At 49.6% G+C, this 23,613-nt stretch carries 27 protein-coding genes and 1 pseudogene; 11 read left to right on the top strand and 17 right to left on the bottom strand.

Annotated features, from left to right (window positions below):
• Positions 1-115: 115 nt before the first annotated feature.
• Positions 116-1,198, bottom strand: coding sequence for a VWA domain-containing protein (locus AB1757_20205; GenBank protein MEW6129374.1), 1,083 nt, complete (start codon positions 1,196-1,198; stop codon positions 116-118).
• Between the two features lie 202 nt (positions 1,199-1,400).
• Here AB1757_20205 and AB1757_20200 point away from each other — a divergent pair, with 202 nt between their 5' ends.
• Together AB1757_20200 and AB1757_20195 are read left to right on the top strand one after the other, a co-directional pair.
• A complete protein-coding gene (locus AB1757_20200) occupies positions 1,401-1,856 on the top strand; it encodes a peptidylprolyl isomerase (protein ID MEW6129373.1) in 456 nt (151 codons plus the stop codon).
• Positions 1,857-1,868: 12 nt separating this feature from the next.
• The gene (locus AB1757_20195; GenBank protein ID MEW6129372.1) at positions 1,869-3,998 is read left to right on the top strand and encodes a hydantoinase/oxoprolinase family protein; all 2,130 of its coding nucleotides are present in this window, start codon (positions 1,869-1,871) and stop codon (positions 3,996-3,998) included.
• A gap of 226 nt (positions 3,999-4,224) precedes the next feature.
• Here AB1757_20195 and AB1757_20190 read toward each other — a convergent pair whose 3' ends face one another.
• From AB1757_20190 to AB1757_20165, 6 genes are all read right to left on the bottom strand, one after another.
• The gene (locus AB1757_20190) at positions 4,225-4,635 is read right to left on the bottom strand and encodes a hypothetical protein (protein MEW6129371.1); all 411 of its coding nucleotides are present in this window, start codon (positions 4,633-4,635) and stop codon (positions 4,225-4,227) included.
• Between the two features lie 61 nt (positions 4,636-4,696).
• The gene (locus AB1757_20185) at positions 4,697-5,065 is read right to left on the bottom strand and encodes a VOC family protein (GenBank protein MEW6129370.1); all 369 of its coding nucleotides are present in this window, start codon (positions 5,063-5,065) and stop codon (positions 4,697-4,699) included.
• Positions 5,066-5,103: 38 nt separating this feature from the next.
• Positions 5,104-5,586, bottom strand: coding sequence for an SRPBCC family protein (locus AB1757_20180; protein ID MEW6129369.1), 483 nt, complete (start codon positions 5,584-5,586; stop codon positions 5,104-5,106).
• 173 nt (positions 5,587-5,759) lie between these two features.
• Positions 5,760-6,143 (bottom strand): VOC family protein, encoded by a 384-nt coding sequence (locus tag AB1757_20175; protein ID MEW6129368.1) that lies wholly within the window; start codon positions 6,141-6,143, stop codon positions 5,760-5,762.
• Positions 6,144-6,264: 121 nt separating this feature from the next.
• Positions 6,265-7,053 (bottom strand): hypothetical protein, encoded by a 789-nt coding sequence (locus tag AB1757_20170; GenBank protein ID MEW6129367.1) that lies wholly within the window; start codon positions 7,051-7,053, stop codon positions 6,265-6,267.
• 72 nt (positions 7,054-7,125) lie between these two features.
• Positions 7,126-7,584 carry an SRPBCC domain-containing protein gene (locus tag AB1757_20165; GenBank protein MEW6129366.1) on the bottom strand — a complete coding sequence of 153 codons (459 nt, stop codon included), beginning with the start codon at positions 7,582-7,584 and terminating at the stop codon, positions 7,126-7,128.
• Between the two features lie 101 nt (positions 7,585-7,685).
• Between AB1757_20165 and AB1757_20160 the strand changes: the two genes are divergently transcribed.
• Positions 7,686-9,437, top strand: a complete 1,752-nt coding sequence (locus tag AB1757_20160) for an NAD(P)H-hydrate dehydratase (GenBank protein ID MEW6129365.1) — start codon at positions 7,686-7,688, stop codon at positions 9,435-9,437.
• 200 nt (positions 9,438-9,637) lie between these two features.
• Here AB1757_20160 and AB1757_20155 read toward each other — a convergent pair whose 3' ends face one another.
• Complete coding sequence (locus tag AB1757_20155) at positions 9,638-10,138, bottom strand: GNAT family N-acetyltransferase (GenBank protein ID MEW6129364.1); 501 nt, start codon at positions 10,136-10,138, stop codon at positions 9,638-9,640.
• 221 nt (positions 10,139-10,359) lie between these two features.
• Between AB1757_20155 and AB1757_20150 the strand changes: the two genes are divergently transcribed.
• Complete coding sequence (locus AB1757_20150) at positions 10,360-10,839, top strand: DUF1203 domain-containing protein (GenBank protein MEW6129363.1); 480 nt, start codon at positions 10,360-10,362, stop codon at positions 10,837-10,839.
• Between the two features lie 60 nt (positions 10,840-10,899).
• Here AB1757_20150 and AB1757_20145 read toward each other — a convergent pair whose 3' ends face one another.
• A complete protein-coding gene (locus tag AB1757_20145; protein ID MEW6129362.1) occupies positions 10,900-11,793 on the bottom strand; it encodes a hypothetical protein in 894 nt (297 codons plus the stop codon).
• Positions 11,794-11,889: 96 nt separating this feature from the next.
• On the opposite strand from AB1757_20145, the gene tsaE reads away from it, so the two are divergent.
• Positions 11,890-12,309 carry a tRNA (adenosine(37)-N6)-threonylcarbamoyltransferase complex ATPase subunit type 1 TsaE gene (gene tsaE, locus AB1757_20140; protein MEW6129361.1) on the top strand — a complete coding sequence of 140 codons (420 nt, stop codon included), beginning with the start codon at positions 11,890-11,892 and terminating at the stop codon, positions 12,307-12,309.
• A 112-nt stretch (positions 12,310-12,421) separates the two neighbouring features.
• Here the strand turns inward: tsaE and AB1757_20135 are convergent, their stop codons facing one another.
• The 8 genes from AB1757_20135 to rplM form a co-directional block, all read right to left on the bottom strand.
• On the bottom strand, positions 12,422-13,318 hold the full coding sequence (locus AB1757_20135; protein MEW6129360.1) for an ROK family protein: 897 nt from the start codon (positions 13,316-13,318) through the stop codon (positions 12,422-12,424).
• A gap of 36 nt (positions 13,319-13,354) precedes the next feature.
• Positions 13,355-14,746 (bottom strand): Si-specific NAD(P)(+) transhydrogenase, encoded by a 1,392-nt coding sequence (gene sthA, locus AB1757_20130; protein MEW6129359.1) that lies wholly within the window; start codon positions 14,744-14,746, stop codon positions 13,355-13,357.
• Positions 14,747-15,037: 291 nt separating this feature from the next.
• The gene (gene frr, locus AB1757_20125) at positions 15,038-15,598 is read right to left on the bottom strand and encodes a ribosome recycling factor (GenBank protein MEW6129358.1); all 561 of its coding nucleotides are present in this window, start codon (positions 15,596-15,598) and stop codon (positions 15,038-15,040) included.
• A 73-nt stretch (positions 15,599-15,671) separates the two neighbouring features.
• Positions 15,672-16,412: a UMP kinase gene (pyrH, locus tag AB1757_20120; GenBank protein ID MEW6129357.1), complete on the bottom strand. Its 741-nt coding sequence runs from the start codon at positions 16,410-16,412 to the stop codon at positions 15,672-15,674.
• Positions 16,413-16,473: 61 nt separating this feature from the next.
• Positions 16,474-17,148 (bottom strand): translation elongation factor Ts, encoded by a 675-nt coding sequence (gene tsf / locus AB1757_20115; protein ID MEW6129356.1) that lies wholly within the window; start codon positions 17,146-17,148, stop codon positions 16,474-16,476.
• A 105-nt stretch (positions 17,149-17,253) separates the two neighbouring features.
• Positions 17,254-18,204: a 30S ribosomal protein S2 gene (rpsB, locus tag AB1757_20110; protein MEW6129355.1), complete on the bottom strand. Its 951-nt coding sequence runs from the start codon at positions 18,202-18,204 to the stop codon at positions 17,254-17,256.
• A gap of 177 nt (positions 18,205-18,381) precedes the next feature.
• On the bottom strand, positions 18,382-18,777 hold the full coding sequence (rpsI, locus tag AB1757_20105; protein ID MEW6129354.1) for a 30S ribosomal protein S9: 396 nt from the start codon (positions 18,775-18,777) through the stop codon (positions 18,382-18,384).
• Positions 18,778-18,880: 103 nt separating this feature from the next.
• Positions 18,881-19,315, bottom strand: coding sequence for a 50S ribosomal protein L13 (gene rplM, locus AB1757_20100; protein MEW6129353.1), 435 nt, complete (start codon positions 19,313-19,315; stop codon positions 18,881-18,883).
• 143 nt (positions 19,316-19,458) lie between these two features.
• Between rplM and ffh the strand changes: the two genes are divergently transcribed.
• From ffh to rplS, 6 genes and pseudogenes are all read left to right on the top strand, one after another.
• On the top strand, positions 19,459-20,889 hold the full coding sequence (gene ffh / locus AB1757_20095; protein MEW6129352.1) for a signal recognition particle protein: 1,431 nt from the start codon (positions 19,459-19,461) through the stop codon (positions 20,887-20,889).
• 92 nt (positions 20,890-20,981) lie between these two features.
• Positions 20,982-21,242: a 30S ribosomal protein S16 gene (gene rpsP, locus AB1757_20090; GenBank protein MEW6129351.1), complete on the top strand. Its 261-nt coding sequence runs from the start codon at positions 20,982-20,984 to the stop codon at positions 21,240-21,242.
• 124 nt (positions 21,243-21,366) lie between these two features.
• Positions 21,367-21,612, top strand: a complete 246-nt coding sequence (locus AB1757_20085; GenBank protein MEW6129350.1) for a KH domain-containing protein — start codon at positions 21,367-21,369, stop codon at positions 21,610-21,612.
• Positions 21,612-22,160, top strand: a complete 549-nt coding sequence (gene rimM / locus AB1757_20080) for a ribosome maturation factor RimM (protein MEW6129349.1) — start codon at positions 21,612-21,614, stop codon at positions 22,158-22,160. The genes AB1757_20085 and rimM overlap by 1 nt, the downstream gene beginning before the upstream one ends.
• A 45-nt stretch (positions 22,161-22,205) precedes the next feature.
• Complete coding sequence (gene trmD, locus AB1757_20075; protein MEW6129348.1) at positions 22,206-22,940, top strand: tRNA (guanosine(37)-N1)-methyltransferase TrmD; 735 nt, start codon at positions 22,206-22,208, stop codon at positions 22,938-22,940.
• A gap of 95 nt (positions 22,941-23,035) precedes the next feature.
• Positions 23,036-23,374 (top strand): annotated as a pseudogene (rplS, locus tag AB1757_20070) (50S ribosomal protein L19).
• Positions 23,375-23,613: the final 239 nt, after the last annotated feature.

The raw sequence follows: 23,613 nt of genomic DNA, 5'->3' as shown, positions 1-23,613 counted from the left end.
GTCTGGAGTTCAGTGTCCGCGATTAAATCCAGAGGGCTTATAACTGCGACGATGAAAAATTCGTTGCTCGATTTCTGACCCCAGACACCGGACTCCGGACTCCAGACTTTTATTTCTATTTCGCCCAGTAACCGCTGCGGGCGCGAACTGTGCCGCCTTTTTTCGATTCGACTTTGATGGCTCGCCAGGTGCTATCGTGTTTATCATTGGTTGGGTAATAGCCGATGGAATACTGCGCGCGCAAATCGTCAGCAACCTGTTTGTAAACGCCCGATAAATCATTCAAGGTGCGCACCGGGTATTCGCGTCCGCCTGTGCGTTCGGCGAGTTCTTTCATATCGCGCCGCGCAATTTTATACAAACCTATGTTGATTTTTTCTTTCTCTTCTTTGGGAAGCAAATCACGCGGCAGATGTTTTTCCATCGCTTCGGGCGCATATTCATCATAGTAGCGATTGATTTGACCTGGCGAAAAATTCAAATACGCAGGGTCAGCTTTATCTTTGAGTAAATTGGCAAGCGTCGCGGCTTCGGTATTGAGTTCGAGAAAGTAGACCGACGCTTCGGATTTTTCCACCAACTGCGAGATGTCTGCGTAATCCATCTTGCTGGTCGAATCGACGCCATCCGACATACAGACAATTGCCTTGCGCCCTTCGATGGTTTTCATCGGGCTGTCTTCGACGGCTAAAAACATTGCGTCATAAAACGAGGTGCCGGTTTTGGCGCTGAAACGGTAACCTTCCGGTGAACTGACCGGCGCGAGTTTTTCAATGGCTTGCAAGACCGACTCGCGCGAATCTTTGAAATCGGCAATCAACTCAACTTCACCGCTGAAGATGATCACCGCGACTTTATCCTGTGCGCGCAGTTCAGCGATGAAATTTTTAGCCGCCTGTTTGATTAATGCCAAATCGTTTTGCGTCGAACCCGACAGGTCTAACAGCAACATCAAGGTGAACGGCTCGGCGGTTGACGCGAAATGTTCGATGCGTTGTTTAACGCCGTCTTCGTAAATCGTGAAGTCATCGGCTTTGAGCGATTTCATTACCCGACCGGTACGGTCAATGACCGATGCCGTGACCATCACCAGATCGCTTTTCAGTTTTATCGGTTCGTCTTGCGGGTCTTGCGCTTGGACCTGACTCGCAAAAAATAGAACCGCGAAAAGTAAAATGGCTATGTTGAATTTGAACATCCGAAATCCTCTTGAAAAGTTCAACGAAGCAATCGTAACGCGGTTTCAATATCCCTGCCAAGAAAGTCAAAGACAAAACCGCCTGACGAATGCGATAACGGTATGCTATGGTGTTTTATTAAGCATCGAGCGGCTAAAAATTTGATTATTTCAAAAGTGATATGCCGCAAACATTCACACATTATCCAGCGAAGGAGAAATCATGTCACAAGTCAAAGAAGGCGACACCATTTCGGTGCATTACACAGGAAAGCTCGATGATGGAACGGTGTTTGACTCATCACAAGGCGGCGCGCCGCTCAGTTTTACAGTCGGCGCACACGAAGTAATTCCGGGATTTGAATCGGGCGCAGTCGGGATGGCAATTGGCGATACAAAAGAAATTGTTATTCCCCCCGACCAGGCTTACGGGCAATATCATGAAGAACTGGTCAAAGTGATTCCGACGGCGGCTTTTCCGCCAAACGTGACGCCGGTGCTCGGTATGGCGTTCGATATTCAATTGCCGTCGGGCGAAGCGATTCCGGTTCGGGTGATTGACATCGAAGGCGATGAAGTAACCATTGACGCCAATCATTTGCTTGCCGGAGAAACCTTGTTTTTTAATGTTGAGTTGGTCAGCATCGATAAAATGGCATCATCAATAATCATTCCTTAAAAGAGAAGCGCATTGGTCGAGCAAATCCGAATCGGCATAGATACGGGCGGCACCTTCACTGATTTTGTCATCACGCATGGCGCAACCATCGATGCTTTTAAAATTGCTTCAACGCCAGATAACCCCGCAGAAGCGATCCTTGCGGGAATTCATCGCGTGCTTGCAGAGACCGGCAAGTTGCCAGGTGAAATCGTTCATGGCACCACCGTGGCAACTAATGCCCTGCTTGAACGCAAGGGCGCGCGCGCGGCGCTTATAACCACAGCGGGTTTTGAAGATGTCATTGAAATCGGCAGGCAGGCGCGTCCCGAAATTTATAATTTTCTCGTGACACGACCTGCGCCGCTCATCGCCCGCGAACTCCGTTTTGGCATTGAAGAACGCCTTGCGCCCGATGGCACGGTGCTCACCAAACTCAATCAATCGCAACTAAAAAAAATCATCGCAAACATCAAGCGAAGTTCCGCCGAATCCATTGCCGTCTGTTTACTCTTTTCATTTGCTAACCCGGCGCACGAACAACAAATCGCCGAGGCTTTGGCAAAGCTTCACATTCCGGTTTCGCTCTCATATAAAATCCTGCCCGAATATCGCGAATACGAACGCACCTCGACGGTTGCCATCAACGCCTATTTAGTGCCGAAGATGTCGAAATATCTGCAATCATTAGAGTCTGGAGTCCTAAGTCTGGAATCTGAAGTCGGCGCGCCACTGAACACAGAAAGTTTTGCGAATATAAATTCAAATTCGATTCGTTCAAAAGCGAATCAGCAACATAGGTCTCGAAGTCAAAGACTCCAGACGCCAGACTCCGGACTCCGGACTTCCCTACGAGTGATGCAATCAAATGGCGGGTCGGTTTCCGCATCGACGGCGGCGAGTGAGCCTGTGCGGGCGATTTTGTCGGGTCCTGCGGGTGGCGTGGTCGGCGCTTTGCGCGTCTGCAAAGCCGCAGGATTTTCCGACCTCATCACCTTTGATATGGGCGGGACATCGACGGATGTGGCGCTGTGTCGCAATGAAGCCGGAACCACGAATGAGGCTATGGTAGCCGGTTTGCCGGTGGCGGTTCCTCTCATTGACATTCATACGGTGGGCGCGGGCGGCGGTTCGATTGCGCGATTGGATGAAGCGGGCGCTTTGCGCGTCGGTCCCGAATCGGCAGGCGCAGACCCGGGTCCCGCGTGTTACGGCAAAGGGGAAGCCGTGACCGTCACGGACGCCAATCTGGTATTGGGGAGATTTGCAGGCGGCGGACTTCTGGGTGGCGAGATGAAATTGGATATTGAGCGGGCGCGATTTTATTTAGCGAAACTCGCAAGCGAAATGTCGAAGGTGAGTCGCGAACGAGTTTCCGTTGAACGCGCCGCCCTTGGTGTGGTGCGCGTGGCGAATGCCAATATGGAAGGCGCGCTTCGCAAGGTTTCGGTTGAACGCGGGCAAGACCCGCGACTATTTTCGCTGGTGAGTTTTGGCGGCGCAGGTGGTTTGCATGTTTGTGATTTGGCGGCGGCGCTCAGAATTTCCCGGGTTATCATTCCGCGTTCGCCCGGTACACTTTCGGCGCTTGGGGTGTTGCTCGGTGATGTCGTGAAAGATTATTCGCGTACCGTGATGATGAAAACCGCAACCCTCAAGAAGGCAAAAATTGAAAGTGAATTTGTGGCGCTTGAACGCGACGCGCAAAAAGATTTACTACGAGAAGGTTTCGCAAAAGACCAACAGCGGTTGGTTCGTGCCGTTGCGATGCGCTACGTCGGGCAATCTTTTGAGATAGATGTAAATTGGCATGAGCGGTTTGTGCAAAGGTTTCATGCATTGCATCAAGAGCGTTACGGTTATGCGGATGAAACGCGCCCGACGGAAATTGTATCCCTTCGTTTGAAAGCCACAGGCGTGACCAATAAACCGAAACTGAGAAAATCAATAGTGAAAAAATCATTTAAGCCGGTGCCGGTTTACCAGGCGAAAGTGTTTCTCAGCGACCGCGCAAGCGAGGTGCCGGTTTATGAGCGCGACAGTTTGCAAGCGGGCGCGACCTTTAAAGGACCAGCGATTGTCACCGAATACAGTTCGACGACACTGATTCCGGCGCGTCAAAATGTGATAGTAGATGCGTGGTTGAATTTAATTATCGAATAAATGAATTGAAGGGGTAGTTTGATAGCGTTTGATGGGCAGAGCGTTGCGTGAAAACACTTGTTCTCGCCCTTGGTTTACCAAAACGCAACGCCCCACAAAATGATTTTTAGTCTTTGTGATTCAGCCCTTCAGTCGATTGATTTCTATCCTCGCTGTCAAAGACCGCTGGTTCAACGATTCATATCGAATGTGCCTCGTTAATCGACAATGAAAGCTTCGGTGTGCTTCAAGCCAATCGCAATCGAGTTTGCGATTTCTGGCTTTGCTGTTTCGCCCTTAACCATCCACCGAACATATTTGCCGGAATCAGCAAGCCCATAAAAATAATGTGATACCAGATTGGCGCCATATCCCAGAATTGAATCGTCGCCATCAACCCCATTGCAAATTGCAAAAGCCCTAGAAAAAAGGCGTGTTTGAGTTCATCACGCTTCGCCAGGATACCGGTCACAAAACCACCAAGAACCGAAAAAGACAAACTGTATAACATCATCAGCAGTAACACGCCGATCTTGTCGGTCTTGCCTTCGGCGGTAAACCAGTGCGGGAAAAAATTTAAAATCAACTGGTCGGTGCCAAGCGCGGTAATCATCCAGGTGACGCTTCCGGCGATGACAGCAAGGATGCTTCGTATCATGTCAATTCCTCCGTGAATGTGAAAACGAGCGGCGAACCTTTATTCCACCGCTCGTTTTGGATTAATTTTCGGTGCCGATGACGAAACGGTTGCCATCCACATCGACGAAAACCGCGTAGGTTCCCCAGCTTTGTTCAGTTGGCGGTTCTACGAATTCGACGCCGCGTTCCTGCAATTCGGCATAGGTTTTTCGCACGTCGGCGCTCGAAAAAATAACGTTTGAAAAGCCGCCGACTTTGTCATCTTCGCTATGCGGCAAAAGCAGGGCGACGCGGGTGTCGCCTGCGGGGGTAGCGACTTCAATCCAGCGACCGCTTGCCCCCATCGGCGCATCGGTTACGACTTTGAAGCCGAGTTTTTCTGTGTAAAACGCCAAAGCGCGATCCTGATCTTTGACGGTAATGCTGACGATTTTGACCTGTGAAATCATGGTGTGTCTCTCCTTGTTAACCGGTTTTTGGTTTGCTTTTATTTGGCTGCGGCAAACGCATTGCTGTGCATTTGATAAGGTGAACTGTTTTCGGCGACCTCTTTCAACTTGCGCATCTGGCGATCAAGAATGCGGCGCGTCAGTGGCGCAAAAAGTTTGGCAAACAGTTTCATGAAGAAATTGCCGCCGACCATTGTTGCCGAATAATCCAACCACGTCCATTCGCCTTTTGCGCTGAAGCGGTAATCGACCTGCATGGTGAATTGTTGATTGCCGATGATGATTGCCAGATGCGTGGGATTTTCATAAACCAACACTTCGCCGTCATATTCGGCGATACGACGACCTTCGCGTATGCGCTGTTTGAATTTCGTGCCGACCGGATTTTGGCGATTGAGGCTTTCGGGATAAATCGTTTCTTCGAGTCCGTCCATCCACAGTTTGAGATTTTGTTCATCATCGACCAGCGCGAAAACCTTTTGAATCGGCGCGTTGATTTGCAGATTATAGGTGAATTGCATCGCTGTTTTTCCTTTCTGTTTACGGCAAGGCTTAGTGAAAAGCCAATGATTGCGTATCGCAGTTTGTCGAACTGCCAATTGCCGGCGCTGGTTGTGGAACGCCTCAGACAACTTCAATAGCGGCGGATTGGCACGACAAACGCGCTTTTCACTTTTTACATTTGCCTTGTTACTTATTTTGCCTGCGAAGTGTCCTGCATCATGCCGAAAATATTACCTTCGGTGTCTTTGCAGTAAGCGAGAAAGCCGACACCGGGAATTTCCTGTTTCGGCAAAGCGAGTTGTCCGCCAAAACTCAGTGCCTTTTCAACCGCTTCATCAACCGATTCAATATCGACGGTGCAGACATAAGCGATTACGCTTTGTCCGTCGATGGTTCCTTGTCGGCGCATCAAGCCGCCATTGATGCCGGGTTTATCGCTGTCGCCGGTAGAGATTAGCCAATAATCCCAGGGACCTTCCCAACGGTGGAATTGCCAGCCGAAAAGGTTTTGATAAAAGTTGATGGCACGCTCAGGGTCTTCGCTGTGAATTTCAAAATGAATAACTCTTGGCATAGTGGTTTCTCCTGTTCAGAAATTTTTTTAAATTATTGGGTTAGATTTTCCTGCTCACTCAATGACTGTCTGATGAGTTGAACCCTGCTTCATCAGACTGTCGGGCTACCTGGTTCAGGGGTTATAAACCTTCAGGCGGTTGCCAAAGTTCCAAACGGTTGCCTTCGATATCCATCGCCCAACCGAAACGACCGAATTCACTGTCTTCGATACGGTCATCAACTTCGACACCTGCGCTGCGTAAATAAGCTAAAACGGCATCGAGATTTTCGACCCGGTAATTAATCATGAAAGGCTTGGTGCTGGGGTTTAGGTACTGCGTGTCGTGTGAAAAAATTGACCAGATGGTCGTGCCTTTGCGTTCCGTGTGTACGGCATCGCGCCACTCGAACATGGAACCGCCAAAACTTTCAAGCTTGATGCCCAGATGAGTCTTGTACCACTCGCGAAGTTTGACTTCGTCCTGTGCCTTGAAAAATATGCCGCCAATGCCGGTCACACATCGAGCCGTTGATTCACTATCGCCGGTTTCGATTTTTGCATCCACTTTTTCAAGTGGCTCCGCAAAGGTGATTAAATTGCCATTGCAATCGCTGATGGCAAATTCCCGAAAGCCCCAGGGTTTTTCCGCAAGCGCGCCGTTCGGATGAATGACTTCGGCGGCTTGATATTCGGCATAGAGGGGTTCAACGTTTGTGACTTGAATGCGGCAGCCGGTGTTTTCGGCAATGTGCCGGTCATTGCATAACCAGAAATGAATCTCGATGCCGTCGCGCTTTACGCCTGCGTAATCGTTCGTCTGAATGTGCGGCGTAAACTTCAATCGTTCGGCATAAAATTCAAGCGTTTTTGCGAGGTCTAGTGCTGCAAGCACCGGAATGGATTTTGTGAGATTGGTTTCGTTATTCATAACATCCTTTGGGAAATCTGGTCGATAAATATTGCTTAGCTGATTGAGCCTTCAAAAAAATGATTGCGAGAGTCAGTAGGTTAAACCATGTTCGACATAAAATTTCATCAAGGTCAAAGCTTCGCCCCAGCCACCTGCGCGGTTTAACATGTTCTGCAATTTGTCGGCGTTCTCTTCATAACCGTATTCGATTAAACGAACGATAGTTCCTTCGTTTGCCGGTTCAAAATCGATTTCAACTGTGGTGAGATAATTGCCAATATCGACGGGCCATTTGAAGGCAAAACGCTTGCCGCGACGGGCTTCCAAAACCTTACCGTGACTTTCACCTGTGTAATGTTCAACGCCCCAATTTTCCCAGCGCAAAAAGAGTTTTCCATCTGGCGCTTCGATGAGTGAATCAGCCGTAAACCAGCCGTTTAATCCTTCACGGGTCGCCATTGCATCATAAACCCGTTCAGGCGTGGCACGAACGAGAATCTGGAAGCTGACTTTTTCATCGGCATTTTTTTTCAAGACAGTCATTTCCATCGCTCACTCTCCTGTTAAAAACCTTAGACCGTGGGGCTACTGGGCTGGGCGCTTGTTTCAAACGCGCAACACTGTATCACGAAATTTTTTACGTTGCAAGTATGAAACATTGTTTCTTGAGAATTTTACAAAAATTTTCGGTCGGTTCACCGACTGTGAAGCAATTTCAGGTTGCTCGATTTTTTGTCTATCAAGGTTCGGTGAATCTGGTAAAGCTTGCTGCTTTGACACGATTCCAGGACTCGCCTATCATCGCCTTGATGAAGATACTCACAGCCGCCGAGATGCGTGAAGTTGATCGCCTGACAACGGAGCGTTATGCGATTCCCAGTATATTGCTGATGGAAAACGCCGCGACGCGAATTGTTGAAGCAGTAGAAAAAAAATTCGGTGTGGCGCAGGGCAAACGCGCACTCGTAATTTGCGGTAAGGGTAACAATGGCGGCGACGGCGCAACCATAGCCCGTTTGTTACACACCAAAGGTTGTGCAATAGTTGGGCTGTTGCTCGGTCGCATCGAAGATACCAAAGGCGATGCGCGAACGAATTTCGACGCGGCAAAACTTCTGGCACAAGGCGCTGATGATTTCACATTCATTGAAATTCAAAGCGAAGAAGCGTTCACGCAATATGCAACCGCTGAAACTTTTGATTTGTTTTTCGATGCCATTTTCGGAACCGGTTTGACTCGTCCGGCGACGGGACTCTTTGAACACGCCATCAAGTTTTTGAATCAACAAAAACCGGTCATTGCTGTAGATATTCCATCGGGACTCAATTCCGATTCATTCGATTTGATTGGCGCGGCAGTGCGCGCAGATTTAACCGTTACCTTTACCGCTCCAAAAATTGCCAACCTTTTGCCGCCCGCTTCAGAAAATAATGGTGCGTTAGTTGTTGCACCGATTGGCTCGCCTGCCTCGCTCATTAATTCATCGGGCGCGAATTTAAATTTAGTCGAACGAGGAATGATTGAAGCCTGGCTTGCGTCTTCGCGGCGCACGTCCATTGCGCACAAAGGCGATGCCGGTAAAGTTTTAATCATCGCAGGTTCGCGCGGTAAAACCGGCGCAGCCTGTCTTGCGGGCGCATCGGCGATGCGCGCCGGCACGGGGTTGGTGACCATCGCAACCGCCGCATCAGCGCAAACCGCAGTCGCTTCGCAGGCGATTATCGAATGTATGACCGAACCGCTTGCCGAAACCTATTCGGGAACGGTTTCGCTTGACGCGCTCAAAAATGCCCTGGCGCTCGCCGCCGAACGCGATGTGTTGGCGATTGGTCCGGGGCTTGGCTCAAATGAATCGTCAACCGTTGAATTTGTCCGCGAATTGATAACCCAGAGACAGCGCCCAGTTGTGATTGATGCCGATGGCTTGAACGCGCTCGTCGGTTGGGCGGAGCATTTGCAAGGGAGCGCGGATTTGCCATTAATTCTCACACCGCATGCGGGCGAGATGGCAAGGCTCGCGGGCATATCTGCTAAAGAAGTCGTTGATCATCGCCTTGAAATTGCCAGAGATTTTGCCACTCAGCATCAAGTCATTTTAGTTCTAAAGGGCAGTCGGACATTGATTGCCGCGCCTGACGGTGAGGTTTATGTGAATCCGACAGGCAATGCAGGGATGGCGACGGGCGGCACCGGCGATGTGCTTACAGGCATTCTTGCCGGACTCATCGCGCAAAAAACCACAGATGCGCTTGGCGCAACCCTGGCGGCAGTTTATCTGCACGGACTGGCGGGCGACCTTGCGGCTGCGCGTTTCGGTACACGAGCGATGATTGCCTCAGACATCACCGCGCATCTTGGCGAGGCGTTTATTGCCGTTGGCGGCGAAGCAGAAAAGCCTTAAAGGTTGCTGAGCGATTTTGCAGGGATGAGTAGAAAATTGATACAGAAAGATTTGGTGAATAGAAAAGGTTGATACGGAAAAACCACCGCTTTACTCATCAAATTGAATTTCCCGATCCGGGAATAGCTCTCCACAGTGAAAAGCGGACGGAAGGTTTTCCATTAGAGAATTCCACAAACCTTCACTGATTTGTTTATTCATCAGGCAAACAATTTAACCTCTGCTTCACCGTCGACCAATTGCACCATTCGTTCAAACTTCAATCCGAGTTTTTCCAGCACCTTGATTGAACCGTAATTATCAGGGCTGACCACCGCGACAACGCGATTTAACCCATGCATATTTTTCCCGTAATTTAAAACTGCCGATGCCGCTTCAAAAGCGTAACCTTTTCCCCAATGCGCGGGCAGATACGCATAACCGATATCGACATCGTCCAGCGCTTCTCGCTTCAAAAGCCCGCAAAGCCCAATGGCAGTGGCGGATTCTCTTAGCTCTACGAGATATAGCCCGAAACCAAATTTTTCGTAACTCGCCACCGGCCCCGTCAAAATATACTGGTGGGCATCATCCAGCGTTCTCACGCCCCGGTCGCCGATGTTTTGAATGAATGAAGGCTGATTGAGAAGTTCAACGATGAACTCACCATCATCAATCGTCAGTTGCCGCAAATTTAATCGCTCGGTCTGGAGAATAATCATCTTGGGTTGCTTTCTGCTTTCTGCTTTAAACCGTTGGAACAGGTATTAAAAATTCCTTTCTACGGTTCCAGTCTACCGGTTATTCAGCGCATAAAAAAGTGGCTTCGCTTAGTGCAAAAGCGACTGTTGAACCGAGTAACTTCTAACCGCCCACTCGACTGAAATGAGGTGTCCGTTTTCAGCCAGACATTTTTCCTGCATCTGACTATGCTTGATGCATTATGACAACCAACGACAAGTTTAAAATCATTTCTATACCCTCCGAGGTAGCAACTAAAGCACGCGAGTCGCAGCGTGATGTCTTTGATAATTTACTAGCGGTGCTCCGCGATGGTGAACGACACCAGTGCCGTGTCTGTCTCAAACTGTCGCAACCGGATGAAGGGGTCATTCTCATGGCGCACCAACCGTTTCTATCCAGACAGCCCTATGCAGAGGTTGGACCGGTTTTTATTCACGAGCGGTCGTGCGAGCCTTATGCGGATATAAATAACTATCCGCCCGAATTTCCTCGTAGAGAGGTGGTACTTCGCGCCTACAACGCTGAAGACCGGATTGTTGATGCACAAGCGGTAAGAGCGCGACAGGTAGAAGAGGTTATTGCCGAAATGTTTACGAACTCAGAGATTGCTTACCTGCACGCGCGAAATCTGGGCTATGGCTGCTATATGTTCCGCATTGAACGACCTGGGTCTTATTAAGACATATGTATCATAAAAGATTGATTGCCAAAGCTGGTATTGAATTATTTGAATCATCGTTTATCCGGCAAATTCATAATACCGACCTTTCCAGATATACGTCTCGCGCACGAGGCGATGTTTGCGCGGTGTGTAAACATAAAAACGCGGCGCAAGGCTTCTATTCAAAATGATTTTAGGCGGTTGCCAGCGATTGGCTAAATGAGCGTCTCTACCGGTAAACAGATATTGGTCAAAGCGGAATTCATTAGTCAATTTGCTATTCTCTTTAAAAATTTTTTTCGGCACGGCGCGATGCGTGCGTGAGTTGATGGTGTAAACCTTGAAGGTCGTAAATAAATCCGGCGGCATCATTCCATCTGAGGTGTTGGTGGTGACAAACAGCAATCGCTCACCCTGATGTTCAGCCACATCCAAAGCTAGTGCTGCGTCAATGCGCGTGTAATAAGCGTTTAAAATTTGAGTGGCGAAAACCTGTTCACCGACGCGCTCTAAAATATAGGTATTGAGTGTGCTGTAGCTGTAATGGATGCAAGGGTCAACGACAGAAACCAGTCGCGTTTGTCCATCGCCATACAAATGAATATTCATCTCGAAATCATCGCCTTCACTTTTAGTTAAGGCACGCGCTTCTTTGGCAATGGCGCAGGCATTTAACTGTTCAACCGATGTCGCCCACCAGGCTTTGTCGGCGAAGTTTGATTCAATCGCTTGCAAATATTCCTGCATTGCCTTGCGGCGTTCCAAACTTTTTAAATCGTCTTCTTCGTTACCGATGCACTCGTATTCCAGTTCGGGCATTTCGATGATTGAATCCAATGCCGCCTGAGTGCAGCGCAGGTTCGGTGATGGCTTTCGTTGCCCGGATATGAAATGCGCGCCTTGCGTAGATGGCAAAATGATGCAAACAACGGATACCAGCAGGAGATAGATTCCCAAGAGATGTTTAATCACTCGCAGCGTCTCCTTTCAACCGACAGTCGATTGACGAATTTTTTCAAGCCTACAGTATGACAGCCGATTAACAAAAAGTTTATTATCAAGTGACCAATGAATATCACAGGTGAAATCATCACGCATGGCGAAGAAGAGACTTTTGCGCTTGGCGAACGCCTCGGCGAACAAATTAACCGGCGAGCGATTGTTCTGCTAAGCGGCGACCTCGGCGCAGGCAAAACGGTTTTTGCGAAAGGCTTGGCTGCGGGACTTGGCATTGACCCTGTGGATGTAACGAGTCCGTCATTTACCTTAATCAATGAACACGAAGGGCGGCTACGGCTTTTTCATATTGATTTGTACAGGCTTGATGAACAGGCGTGCGTCGGGCTTGGACTGGAAGAAATTCTTGAAAAGCCTGCTGCGGTTGTGTTGATTGAATGGGCTGAACGTTTAGGCTATGTGCCCGAAGGGGCGATTAAAATTCATATCGAATATTTGAACGAGTCAGAGCGCAAAATTGTTATTGAGTAAGCCAATCAGTTGAACGTCAAATAAAAATCTCCACCAGGCTTTGAAACTGTAGTTTGCCGTTCGGCATCAATTTGAAGGTAAAAAAAACGTTTTACGCTTTCGCCGCTACTATTCAAACCTGACCATTTGCCAGCAATGCGCTATGGGCTGCACCGATGATGGCAATCTCTTCGGTCGTCGAGACGGTTTCAAACGAACTGCCCTGCAACGAACTCATCTTCACCATTTCATACAAATATTCTTGCAGTAAATTGACGCTCACGAATTTTGCGTTAGGACCGGAAATATAAAATTTACCCGCGCCATACATATGAATGCTGGATGCGGTTGCCGCCGCCAGCGCGCGATGCCAGAGTTTTACAAACTCGACGCAACGTTCATCGCCCTGCTGAGCTTCTGCGAAAACTTCTTCAGGTTCGAGGTCTAAAAATCTGAGACGCATGGCGCGATAGCCCATAATGCCTTCGAGGTGACCGATGCCGCCGCAGCCGCAAAAGTTTTCTTTCGGGTCGAGGGTCACAACCATGTGACCTTCTTCCATGACCTCTCCAATCAGCGGATAATGTCCGCAACCGACGCCATTGCCTAAAAACCAGATGCGAATCAATTTGCCAACCTCGCCTTGTTCGACGGCGATGCCTGCGGCAATCGCATCCGCATCATTGAGTAGCGAGACCTTGGTGTTGAGCTTGGCGTCACGCAAAGCCGCTGTGAGCAAGGCGCAAATATTATATCCTTTGACCTGGGGAATGTTCGGGCATTCTTGTACGACATCGTTTTGAATAAAACCCGGAAATCCAAGACCGACGGCGGCAATCTCTTGCCCGCCGCGCACCGCTTCGATTTGCTCGAAAATTTTCTGCACGATGTCTTCGGTAGGTAAACCTTCAAATATATCTCTGCGATGACTGGCTTCGGGATAGGTATGAATCGAGCCGACCAGTTGGTCATTCTCTACAAGCCCGGCAACAATATTTTCGGCTGCCAGAACGCCAATCGCTAATGGCATAAGCTGACCTCTCTTCAAAAAAGCGAACGCCTAATCTCAGGCAAAGCGCGCCAGTTTATTGATGCCGTTAAAGGCGGCGGCTTTGTAACATTCGGCAAGCGTCGGGTAGTTGAATACGGTGTTGACGAAATAATCGACGGTGCCGCGCAATGTCATAACCGCCTGTCCGATGTGCAACAGTTCGGCTGCGCCTTCGCCGATAATGTGAACGCCCAGTATTTCTCTGGTTTCACGATGAAAAATAATTTTCAAACGTCCGGTGGTATCGCCGCGAATTTGCCCGCGCGCAATCTCGCGATAATAAGCGACTCCGACTTCATAGGGCACGTCTTCATCGGTGAGTTGTTCTTCGGTTTTGCCGACGAAAGAAATTTCGGGAATCGCATAAATACCATAAGGGTAATTCGCCGGGTCGCTTTGCAATTTGATATTAAAGGCGTGACCGACCGAAAGCCTGCCCTGTTCCATCGAAACCGACGCGAGTTGCGGAAAGCCGATGATGTCGCCCACTGCATAAAGGTGAGCTTGCGCGGTTTGATAATTTTCATTGACGCTGATGCGCCCGCGCTCGTCCGCTTCAAGTCCGGCGGCGGCGAGATGCAAATCTTCCGTGTTGCCTTGTCGACCGACCGAATACAGCAACGCATCACCGGATATTTTTTTCTTGCTTTTGAGATTGGCGACCACTGTGCCATCAGGATTTTCTTCGACGCTTTCCACTTCTTCATTGAGGCGCAAGGTCACGCGGTTGTCGCGCAGGTGATAACACAATGCCTCAATCATTTCCTGGTCGGCAAAATTCAATAACCGACCCTGCTTTTCGACGAGAATCACCCGCGACCCGAGCACCGCGAACATCGAAGCGTATTCGACGCCAATCACGCCGCCGCCAACGATGATTAAAGTTTTAGGGATTTCCGGCAAACAATAAATCTGGTCACTGTTGATAATGTTTCTGCCGTTAATCGGGACTTTGGTGGATTCGGCGGGCTTCGTGCCGGTGGCAATGATAATGAAATCGGCGGTGTATTCAGCTTGTCCGCGAGAATTTTCAACCCGCAAACGATGTGGGTCTACAAAACTCGCGCTGCCGGTGAGCATATCAATACCGTTGCGCGATAGTTGCGCGTTGATAATGTCGATTTCGGTTTTAATGACTTGTTGAACACGGAAAGAGAGATCGCCGACGGTAATTTTTTCTTTCACGCGATAATTCATTCCATAGATGCCGTGATAGCTATAACCGGACAAATGCATGACCGCTTCACGCATGGTTTTACTGGGAATCGTTCCGGTATTGATGCAGGCACCTCCGACGACTTCGCGTTTTTCAACCAGAGCGACCCGTTTCCCGATTTTTGCGCCTTGAATGGCGGCGCGCTGTCCCGCCGGTCCCGAACCGATGACAATGAGGTCGTATTGATTCATCTTCAATCTTCCGCCTTATGTGGAATAGGCAAGCCACCGCCACTAGCGCCGTGACTGGAACTGTTTTTGCTCTGGAGCGGAGGAGGAAGCCCACAGGCTGCTCCTGAAATGAACCATTGGTATTAGAGCGAAAACCGGCTGGTCGCGCAACCCCAAGTTAAAATGATGGGCAACAAGTCGGTTAAATTTTTCGCAACTTTCCGGGTCGAGAGTGAAAAAATGAAAAAGCAGAGAGACCTGCAAAAGTCCCTCTGCCTGGCGAAGGTGATGAATCAGCAAAAGGTTTACCGCTTAAACGGTCAGAATGTCTTTTTCTTTCTGGGTGGCGACTTCGTTGATTTTGGTGATGTGCAGGTCTGTGAGTTTTTGCACCTGATCGAGCGCATCACGCTCATTATCTTCAGAAATCGCTTTGTCTTTTAAGAGCTTTTTCAAATGGTCATTAGCATCGCGACGCACATTGCGAATAGCTGTGCGATGTTCTTCGGCGACTTCGTGAACCACTTTCACCATCTGTTTACGGCGTTCTTCGGTGAGCGGCGGAATCGGCACGCGAATCAATTTGCCGTCATTTGACGGATTGAGTCCCAAATCCGAAGCGCGCAAGGCTTTTTCGATACCGTTCAGTTGGGTTGGGTCGAAAGGCGCAACCGTGAGCATGGTCGGTTCGGGCGCGTGAATCGTCGCCACCTGATTGAGCGGCATGGTGGCACCGTAATATTCAATGGTCACGTTGTCGAGTAAATTAACCGAAGCGCGACCGGTGCGGACGGCTGCCAGTTTCTTGCGTGCATCTTCAACTGCGCTATCCATTCGTTTGCGAGCATCATTGATGATGTCTTTAGCTTCCATAAATATCTCCAACGGTTGAATTCAGGATTAAGATTTTGAATTTTGCCAGTAAATAATGCAAGCTTTGCGAAACTTATTCGTAAGCGCAAACAATCGTGCCGATTTTTTCGCCCTTCACGACGCGCGCAATGTTGCCCGCTTTATAAAGGTTGAAAACATGAATCGGCAAATTGCGTTCACGACACAAGCTGATGGCTGAGGTATCCATCACTTTCAAATCGCGTTGAATGACGTCCATGTAAGTCAGGCGGTCAAACATGGTCGCCGTCGGGTCTTTGGTCGGGTCTGCGGTATAGATGCCATCAACTTTCGTAGCTTTCAAAATCGCATCGGCGCGAATTTCCAAAGCGCGAAGCGCGGCGGCAGAATCCGTCGTGAAATAGGGATTGCCGGTGCCGGCGGCAAAAATTACTACGCGACCTTTTTCCACATGACGAATGGCGCGGCGACGTATGAAGGGTTCGGCAATCTGGTGCATTTCAATCGCCGTCATCACCCGCGTGAAAACTGCCTGTTTTTCGAGCGCGTCCTGCAACGCGAGCGAGTTCATCACGGTCGCAAGCATTCCCATGTAATCGGCAGAAGCTCTATCCATGCCTTTGGTGGAAAGCGCCACGCCGCGAAAGATATTGCCGCCGCCAACGACGATGGCAACTTCAACGTTGAGCGCGTGAACTTCTCGGATTTCACCAGCAATGCGGTTAATGGTATCCGGGTCAATGCCGTAGCCGCGGTCGCCCATCAAGGCTTCACCGGAAATTTTTAACAGGACTCGTTTATAAATCGCTGTGGGGCTGGGTGTTGATTCTGACATCTTTTTGTTTCACCTTACAAAAAAAAGCCTCTCACGAGGAGAGGCTTTTAAGAAACCTGAATTATTCGTTGCCGCCGAGCAACTCCTGCACTTCGGCGCCCAAATCGGATGATCGCTTTTCGAGACCTTCGCCCATTTTGAAACGCACAAAGCGGCGAATCTTGACGTTCTCGCCGGTCTTTTGGGTCATTTGCGTCACCAGATTGCCAACCGTGATGTCCTGGTCTTTGACATAAGGTTGTTCGAGCAGACAGGCTTCCTGATAGAACTTATTGATTCTGCCTTCGACGATTTTTTCAAAAACCTGTTCAGGTTTGTTGGCGTTTTTCGGGTCGGCTTTGGCGGCAGCGAGGGCGATTTCACGTTCTTTCACCAACACCTCTTCGGGCACCTCTTCTTTGCTGACGAAGCGCGGTTCCGAAGCCGTGATGTGCATGGCGACATCATGAACGAAATTGCGGAACTCTTCGCCGCGCGCCACGAAATCGGTTTCGCAGTTGATTTCAACCAACACGCCGATTTTTCCGCCCGCGTGAATGTAAGAATCCACTAAGCCTTCGGCGGCGGCGCGACCCGATTTTTTCGCTGCCGTGGCGAGTCCGCGTTTGCGCAACACCTCGATGGCTTTTTCTTCGTTGCCTCCGGCTTCGGTAAGCGCCGATTTACATTCCATCATGCCTGCGCCGGTCTTTTCTCTTAATGCTTTAATTGCTGCCGGTGAAATTGCGTTTGACATTTATAATACCTACCTCTCTTGTAAAAATCTTTGTTGAATGGTTGTTATAAACGAAAGGCGGAAGGATGAATCTTCCGCCTTTTGATGTCATCCTGACTGATGAAGTTATTCAGAGGCTTCCGCGCTCGGTGCCGGTTCGCTTGCTGCGGGTGCAGCCTCTGCGGCGGGCGCATCACCTGCCGCTGCAGTTGCGGCTTCAGCCTGAACCGGAGCCACGGTGTCAATTGCCGCAGCGACTTCGGGAATCGGTGGGGCATCAGGCGGAACATAGGTGGTGCGAACTCCGCCTTTGCGTCGGTTCTTGCGGTCACGTCTCGGCGCATCGCTTTGCCCAGCGTCAGCATCTGCCGCCGCTTCTTCTTCGGGAACATCGGCAGCGCCCTCTTTGGCAATCTGCTGACCTTCGATGATGGCATCCGCCATTTTTGAAGCGAACAACCGAACCGCTCTCAAGGCGTCATCATTTCCCGGCACGATGTAATCAATGCCATCGGGATTGCAGTTGGTATCAACGATGGCGACCACCGGAATGCCAAGTTTGTTGGCTTCGGCGACGGCAATCTCTTCTTTATTTGAATCAATGATAAAAATCACGTCCGGCAAGCGTTTCATATCGCGAATACCGGAAAGATTTTTGCTCAAGGATTCGTGTTCGCGGTCATATTGCAGACGTTCTTTTTTGGTGATGGAATCGTAACGTCCATCTTCGCGCATGGCTTCGATGTCTTTCATCTTTTGAATTGATTTCTGTACGGTCTGGAAGTTTGTCAGCAGACCACCGAGCCAGCGTTGATTAACATAATATTGGTTGCAGCGTTTCGCTTCTTCTTCAACGGCGTCTTGTGCCTGACGTTTGGTGCCGACAAACATGAAGGATTTGCCATCCATCGCGATTTGCGAAACGAATTTGACTGCGTCTTTGAAAAGTTTCTGAGTTTTTTGCAGGTCAATAATGTAAATGCCGTTGCGTTCACCGAAAATGTATTCTTTCATTTTCGGGTTCCACCGCCTGACCTGATGTCCGAAGTGAACACCGGCTTCAAGCAGTTCTTTCATCGTTACTGTTGTAGCCAAAACTATCCTCCTACGAAAATTGGTTTATGTACTCACCAGCCTGCGTTCCGGTTGGAACAACCAATCACAAAAGCTGGCAATGGAATTATCAATTGCGGATTGCAGAATTCGGAGTGCAAACAGATTTCTACAATCCGCAATTTGCAATCCGCAATTTGATTAGCGTTTCGAGAACTGGAAGCGTTTGCGAGCGCCCTTTTGTCCGTATTTCTTGCGCTCTTTCGCACGCGGGTCGCGGGTGACGAAACCGGCTTTTTTCAAACGTCCGCGAAGTTCCGGGTTGAGTTCCATCAAGGCGCGGGTGATGCCGTGACGCACGGCACCTGCCTGACCGGACATGCCCCCGCCATCGACATTGACGAGAATGTCGAATTTCGCGGCGGTATCCGTAAGGTGCAACGGTTGACGAATAATCATCCGATGCATTTCATTCGGGAAATACTCTTCAAACTTGCGTTTGTTTACGGTGATGTCACCGCTGCCGGGTTTGATATAAACCCGCGCGGTCGCGCTTTTGCGCCGACCGGTTCCATAATTGTACGTCGTATCTGCCACTATTAAATCTCCTATGAAATAGCGTCTCTTCCTAAAATGCTTTTGGCAAAAGCCTTGAACGCGAAAACGGGGCTACTGGCTCACTTAAATCAACGGGGTTGAACTAGACTTGATAAGGTTCCGGTTGCTGCGCTTGATGCGGATGGTCTGTGCCGACATAAACTTTCAGTTTTTTGCCCATGTGACGACCAATCGTATTTTTCGGAAGCATACCTTTGATGGCGGCTTCCAATACGCGCTCCGGATGAATCTGCATCTGTTTTTGCGCCGTCACTTCTTTGAGTCCACCGGGCCAACCCGTGTGATGACGATAAACTTTGTCTTGCAGTTTATTGCCGGTAAAGACCACCTTGTCGGCATTGATGATGACCACATGATCCCCGACATCAATGAACGGGGTGAAACTCGGTTTGTGTTTACCCATAAGCAATTTCGCAGCTTCCGAAGCCAGGCGACCGACAGTTTTGCCGTTGGCGTCGATCAAATGCCATTTGCGAGTCTGCTCAAGATTCTTGCCACTCGGTATATATGTTGCCATGATGCGAATCCTCTATTTATCCTTAAAGAAAACGAACTGACAGGATACGAAACCAGCATTGTTATTGTCAAGTCACATCTTTTCTTGACAGATGACAACGCGGCATATACCCTAACTGTTTGTCTTTATAGGCGGGTAGTGTCATGTTTGAAGCGCTTTCGGACAAGTTAAGAAAAGTAATAAAAGACCTGCGCGGGCAGGGGCGACTCACAGAGGCTCACATCGAAGCCGCCATGCGTGAAATTCGCATTGCGCTTTTGGAAGCCGACGTCAATTACAAAGTCGTCAAGAGCTTTATTGACCGGGTGAAAGAAAAAGCCCTCGGTCAAGATGTGCTTGGTTCGCTGTCGCCCGAACAGCAGGTTGTCAAAATTGTTTACGATGCAATGGTCGAAATGCTTGGCGGCACGTCGACGCAAATCATTTTCACCAAACGCACACCAAACGTGATTATGATTGTCGGACTTCAAGGTTCCGGCAAAACCACAACCACAGGAAAACTTGCCAAACTGTTAGCCGAAACCCAGAATCGCCGCCCGCTGCTTCTGTCAGTTGACGTCTATCGTCCGGCAGCCCGCGAACAACTTGCGATCATCGCCGATGCCATCAAACAACCGGTCTTGCGGCTGCCGGAAATCACCGACCCGCTTGAACTCGTCCGCCAGGCGATGCGCGAATGTCAGCTGGTCGGCTACGACACTTTATTAATTGACACGGCGGGTCGTCTTCACATTGATGAAGAGTTGATGACCGAGCTTGATCGCATCAAGCAGGAAACCCAGCCCAATGAAATTCTGTTCATCGCCGATTCGATGACCGGTCAGGACGCAGTTAATTCGGCGCAACAATTTCATGAGCGCATCAACCTGACCGGCGTCATTCTCACCAAGATGGACGGCGATACGCGCGGCGGCGCGGCGCTGTCGATTAAAGAAGTCACCGGGCAGCCGATTAAATTCATCGGCGTCGGCGAAAAATACGACGCCCTTGAACAGTTTTACCCGGACCGCATCGCCCAGCGAATTTTAGGTATGGGCGATGTCCTCTCGCTCATTGAAAAAGTTCAATCCGAAATCAATGAGCAAGAAGCGCTGGAGATGCAGAAGAAATTGATGCGTGACCAGTTTACGCTCGAAGACTTCCGCAATCAGCTTCGTCAGGTTCGTCGTCTAGGTTCTTTCGACAAACTTCTGGACATGCTGCCGTCGGGACTGTTTGGCGGGTTTAGAATGACGCCCGAACAGAATGCCGAAATGGAAGCCAAGCTCAAAGTCACCGACGCCATTATCAATTCGATGACGCCACAAGAGCGTACCCATCATCAGATTCTCAACGCCTCGCGGCGCAAACGTATCGCGCGCGGCAGCGGCACCTCGGTTCAGGCGGTCAATCAAATGATTAATGAGTACGAGGAGATGCGTAAAATGATGCGCATGATGACTTCGGGCGGGATGGGCAGCATGCTTGGCGGTTTAGGAAATTTGGGTGGACTTGCAGGCGGGATGGCTGGCGGACTCGGTGGGGGATTGCGCCGCAAAGCCACCAAGCGCAAGAAGAAGAAAAAGAAGCGTTAGATTTGCCTTCTGAGGTATAATCGCAGTTCGATTTTGCGGGAATAACCGAAACATCTAATTATAAGTTTTTTTTGTAATCACACGGAGGTGACATTTTGTTAGCGATTAAATTGACAAGGATGGGCGCGAAGAAAAAGCCCTTTTACAGAATCATAGTTGCCGAAAAACGTTCCAAACGGGACGGACGATTTATCGAATCCATCGGTTACTATGACCCTTGCCGCAACCCTGCCGATATTAAACTCGACCTGGAACGAGTGAATTATTGGCTGAAATGCGGCGCACAGCCGACTGAAACAGTGCAAAGCATCATTAAACGCACTGCCAAAGCCGGAACAGAAGCAAGTGCGTAAATGTGCTACCGGCGATTGCGCTTGTGTAGTCGAACACGCGCAAGCTGATGTTTGAACGCTTTTCTTTGGTCGCGTTATCCGGGTCTTTGACTTCTCGAAACCACAACCTGAAGGAGGAGCTGTTATGGCAGATGGTTCATTGAGAGATGTTATTGAGACTATAGCGAAGGCTCTAGTTGATAATTCCGAAGAGGTCTCGGTCAAAGAGATTGACGGCGAAGCCACAGTCGTTTTGGAACTGCGGGTGTCGCCACAGGACTTGGGAAAGGTGATTGGCAAGCAGGGACGCACGGCTCGCGCAATGCGAACCATATTGCGGGGAGCCGGAATGAAACTCAAAAAGCGTTTTGTGCTTGAGATTTTGGAATAGTGCAGAAAGCGACCGCTCATAAATTAGCCGATGATGATGTGGTGATTGCGCGCATCGCGAAGGCTCGCGGCATTCGCGGGGAAGTTGCCTGTGATTTGGAGACCGATTTTCCCGAACGCTTTCAAGACCTCGAAGATAAAGATGTAACGGTTGTGATGCCCAACGGGTCGCGGCTGGTGCTGAAACTTGAACACCACTGGTTTCATAAAGACCGGGTGATTCTAAAATTCAGTGGTACAGACACCATGACCGACGCCGAAAGGCTGGTGGGTGGTCGTTTGGTTATTTCTCAAGATGACACCATAGACCTCGAAGCGGACGAGTTCTATGAATACGAACTCATTGGACTTGAAGTCATAACGGTTGACGGCAAGCGCATCGGGCAGGTTAAAGAACTGTTGCAAACCAATGCAACCCAACTGCTGGTTGTCGAAAGCGAAGAGAAACGCGACATCCTGATTCCGTTTGTCGAAGATATTTGCACAGAGGTTGATGTGGAACGGGGACAAATCCTCATCAATCCTCCCGAAGGTTTATTGGAATTGTAGATTGCGGATTGAAAAAAGAATTCGCAATTCGCAATCCGCAATCAGATGATGAAGTTCGACATCATAACGATTTTTCCTGAAATTTTTCGCGGGGTCTTTGAATTTGGCATTATTCGTCGGGCGCTTCAAGCAGGTCTCCTGGAAATCAATATCCACGACCTGCGCGATTTTACCGCCGACCGTCACCGAATGGTTGATGACCGCCCATTTGGCGGCGGCGCAGGGATGGTGATGAAACCCGAACCGCTGTTTCGCGCCATTGAAGCTATAACCCACCACGCGCCTGAAACCCGCGTGGTGTTGCTCACGCCGCAAGGGCGACTGTTTAAGCAGGCGGTTGCCGAAGAGTTGGCAAGCCTTGAACAGGTGCTTTTGATTTGCGGGCGCTACGAAGGCATTGATGAACGGGTTGTTGACGAATTAATTGATGATGAAATATCCATCGGCGATTATGTGCTGTCGGGCGGCGAAATTCCGGCGATGGTTGTCGTTGATGCCGTAACTCGTTTGCTTCCCGGTGCGCTCGGATGCGAACAATCTGCCGAACAGGATTCGTTTTCCAGCGGCATGCTGGATTATCCGCATTACACGCGACCGGCTGAATATCGCGGATTGAAGGTGCCGGACGTTTTACTGAGCGGTCATCATCTGGAGATTGAAAAATGGCGACGCGCCAAAGCGTTTGAAAAGACCCGCAAGCGTCGCCCTGATTTGCTTGAACAACAGGATTCAGGATGCGGGATTCAGGGTTCGGGCAGCGAAGAACAAGGTAAAAATTAAGCCGGTTGTCGGTTGTGAAATTTAGAAAAGCAAGCGGTCACTGACCGCGATTGATACCGGGTTTTTAAGAGATTATTTAAAGCGAGGAAATAAAAATGAGCTTAGTTGTACAATCAATCGAGAACAAACAGTTACGCACTGATCTTCCCAATTTTAAATCGGGCGATACGATTCGCGTTCACGTAAAGATTAAAGAAGGCGATAAAGAACGAATTCAGGTTTTTGAAGGCGTTGTCATTGCGCGCAAACATTCGGGGGTGCGCGAAAGCATCACGGTTCGCAAAACCAGTTTCGGCGTTGGCGTCGAGCGCATCTTCCCTTTGCACGCCACGGTTGTGGATAAAATCGAAGTCATCCGTCGCGGTCGCGTGCGTCGCGCCAAACTGTATTACCTGCGTAACCTGCGCGGTAAAGCGGCGCGTATTCGCGAACTCGATGTGCGTGGTCAAAAAGGTGCAGCCGCGGCAAAAGCTGCAACCGCTGCCGCAGCGTCGGAAACGACCGAGAGCACCAACGAGTAAGCGATTGATTCAAGCCAGATTCACAATCAATCATTTGTAGTCAGCGATTTGCTAAAGCGGGCGAAGTGTGCGAAGTTGTCGCGTGAATCGCCGGAAATTTAAAATTTGTAAAGGGCACAGAACATTTTCATCTGTGTCCTTTATTTTCTTGA

The organism is Acidobacteriota bacterium, from assembly GCA_040754075.1.
In the GTDB taxonomy this organism is placed as follows: domain Bacteria; phylum Acidobacteriota; class Blastocatellia; order UBA7656; family UBA7656; genus JBFMDH01.
This window is presented reverse-complemented; position numbering and strand designations above follow the sequence as displayed.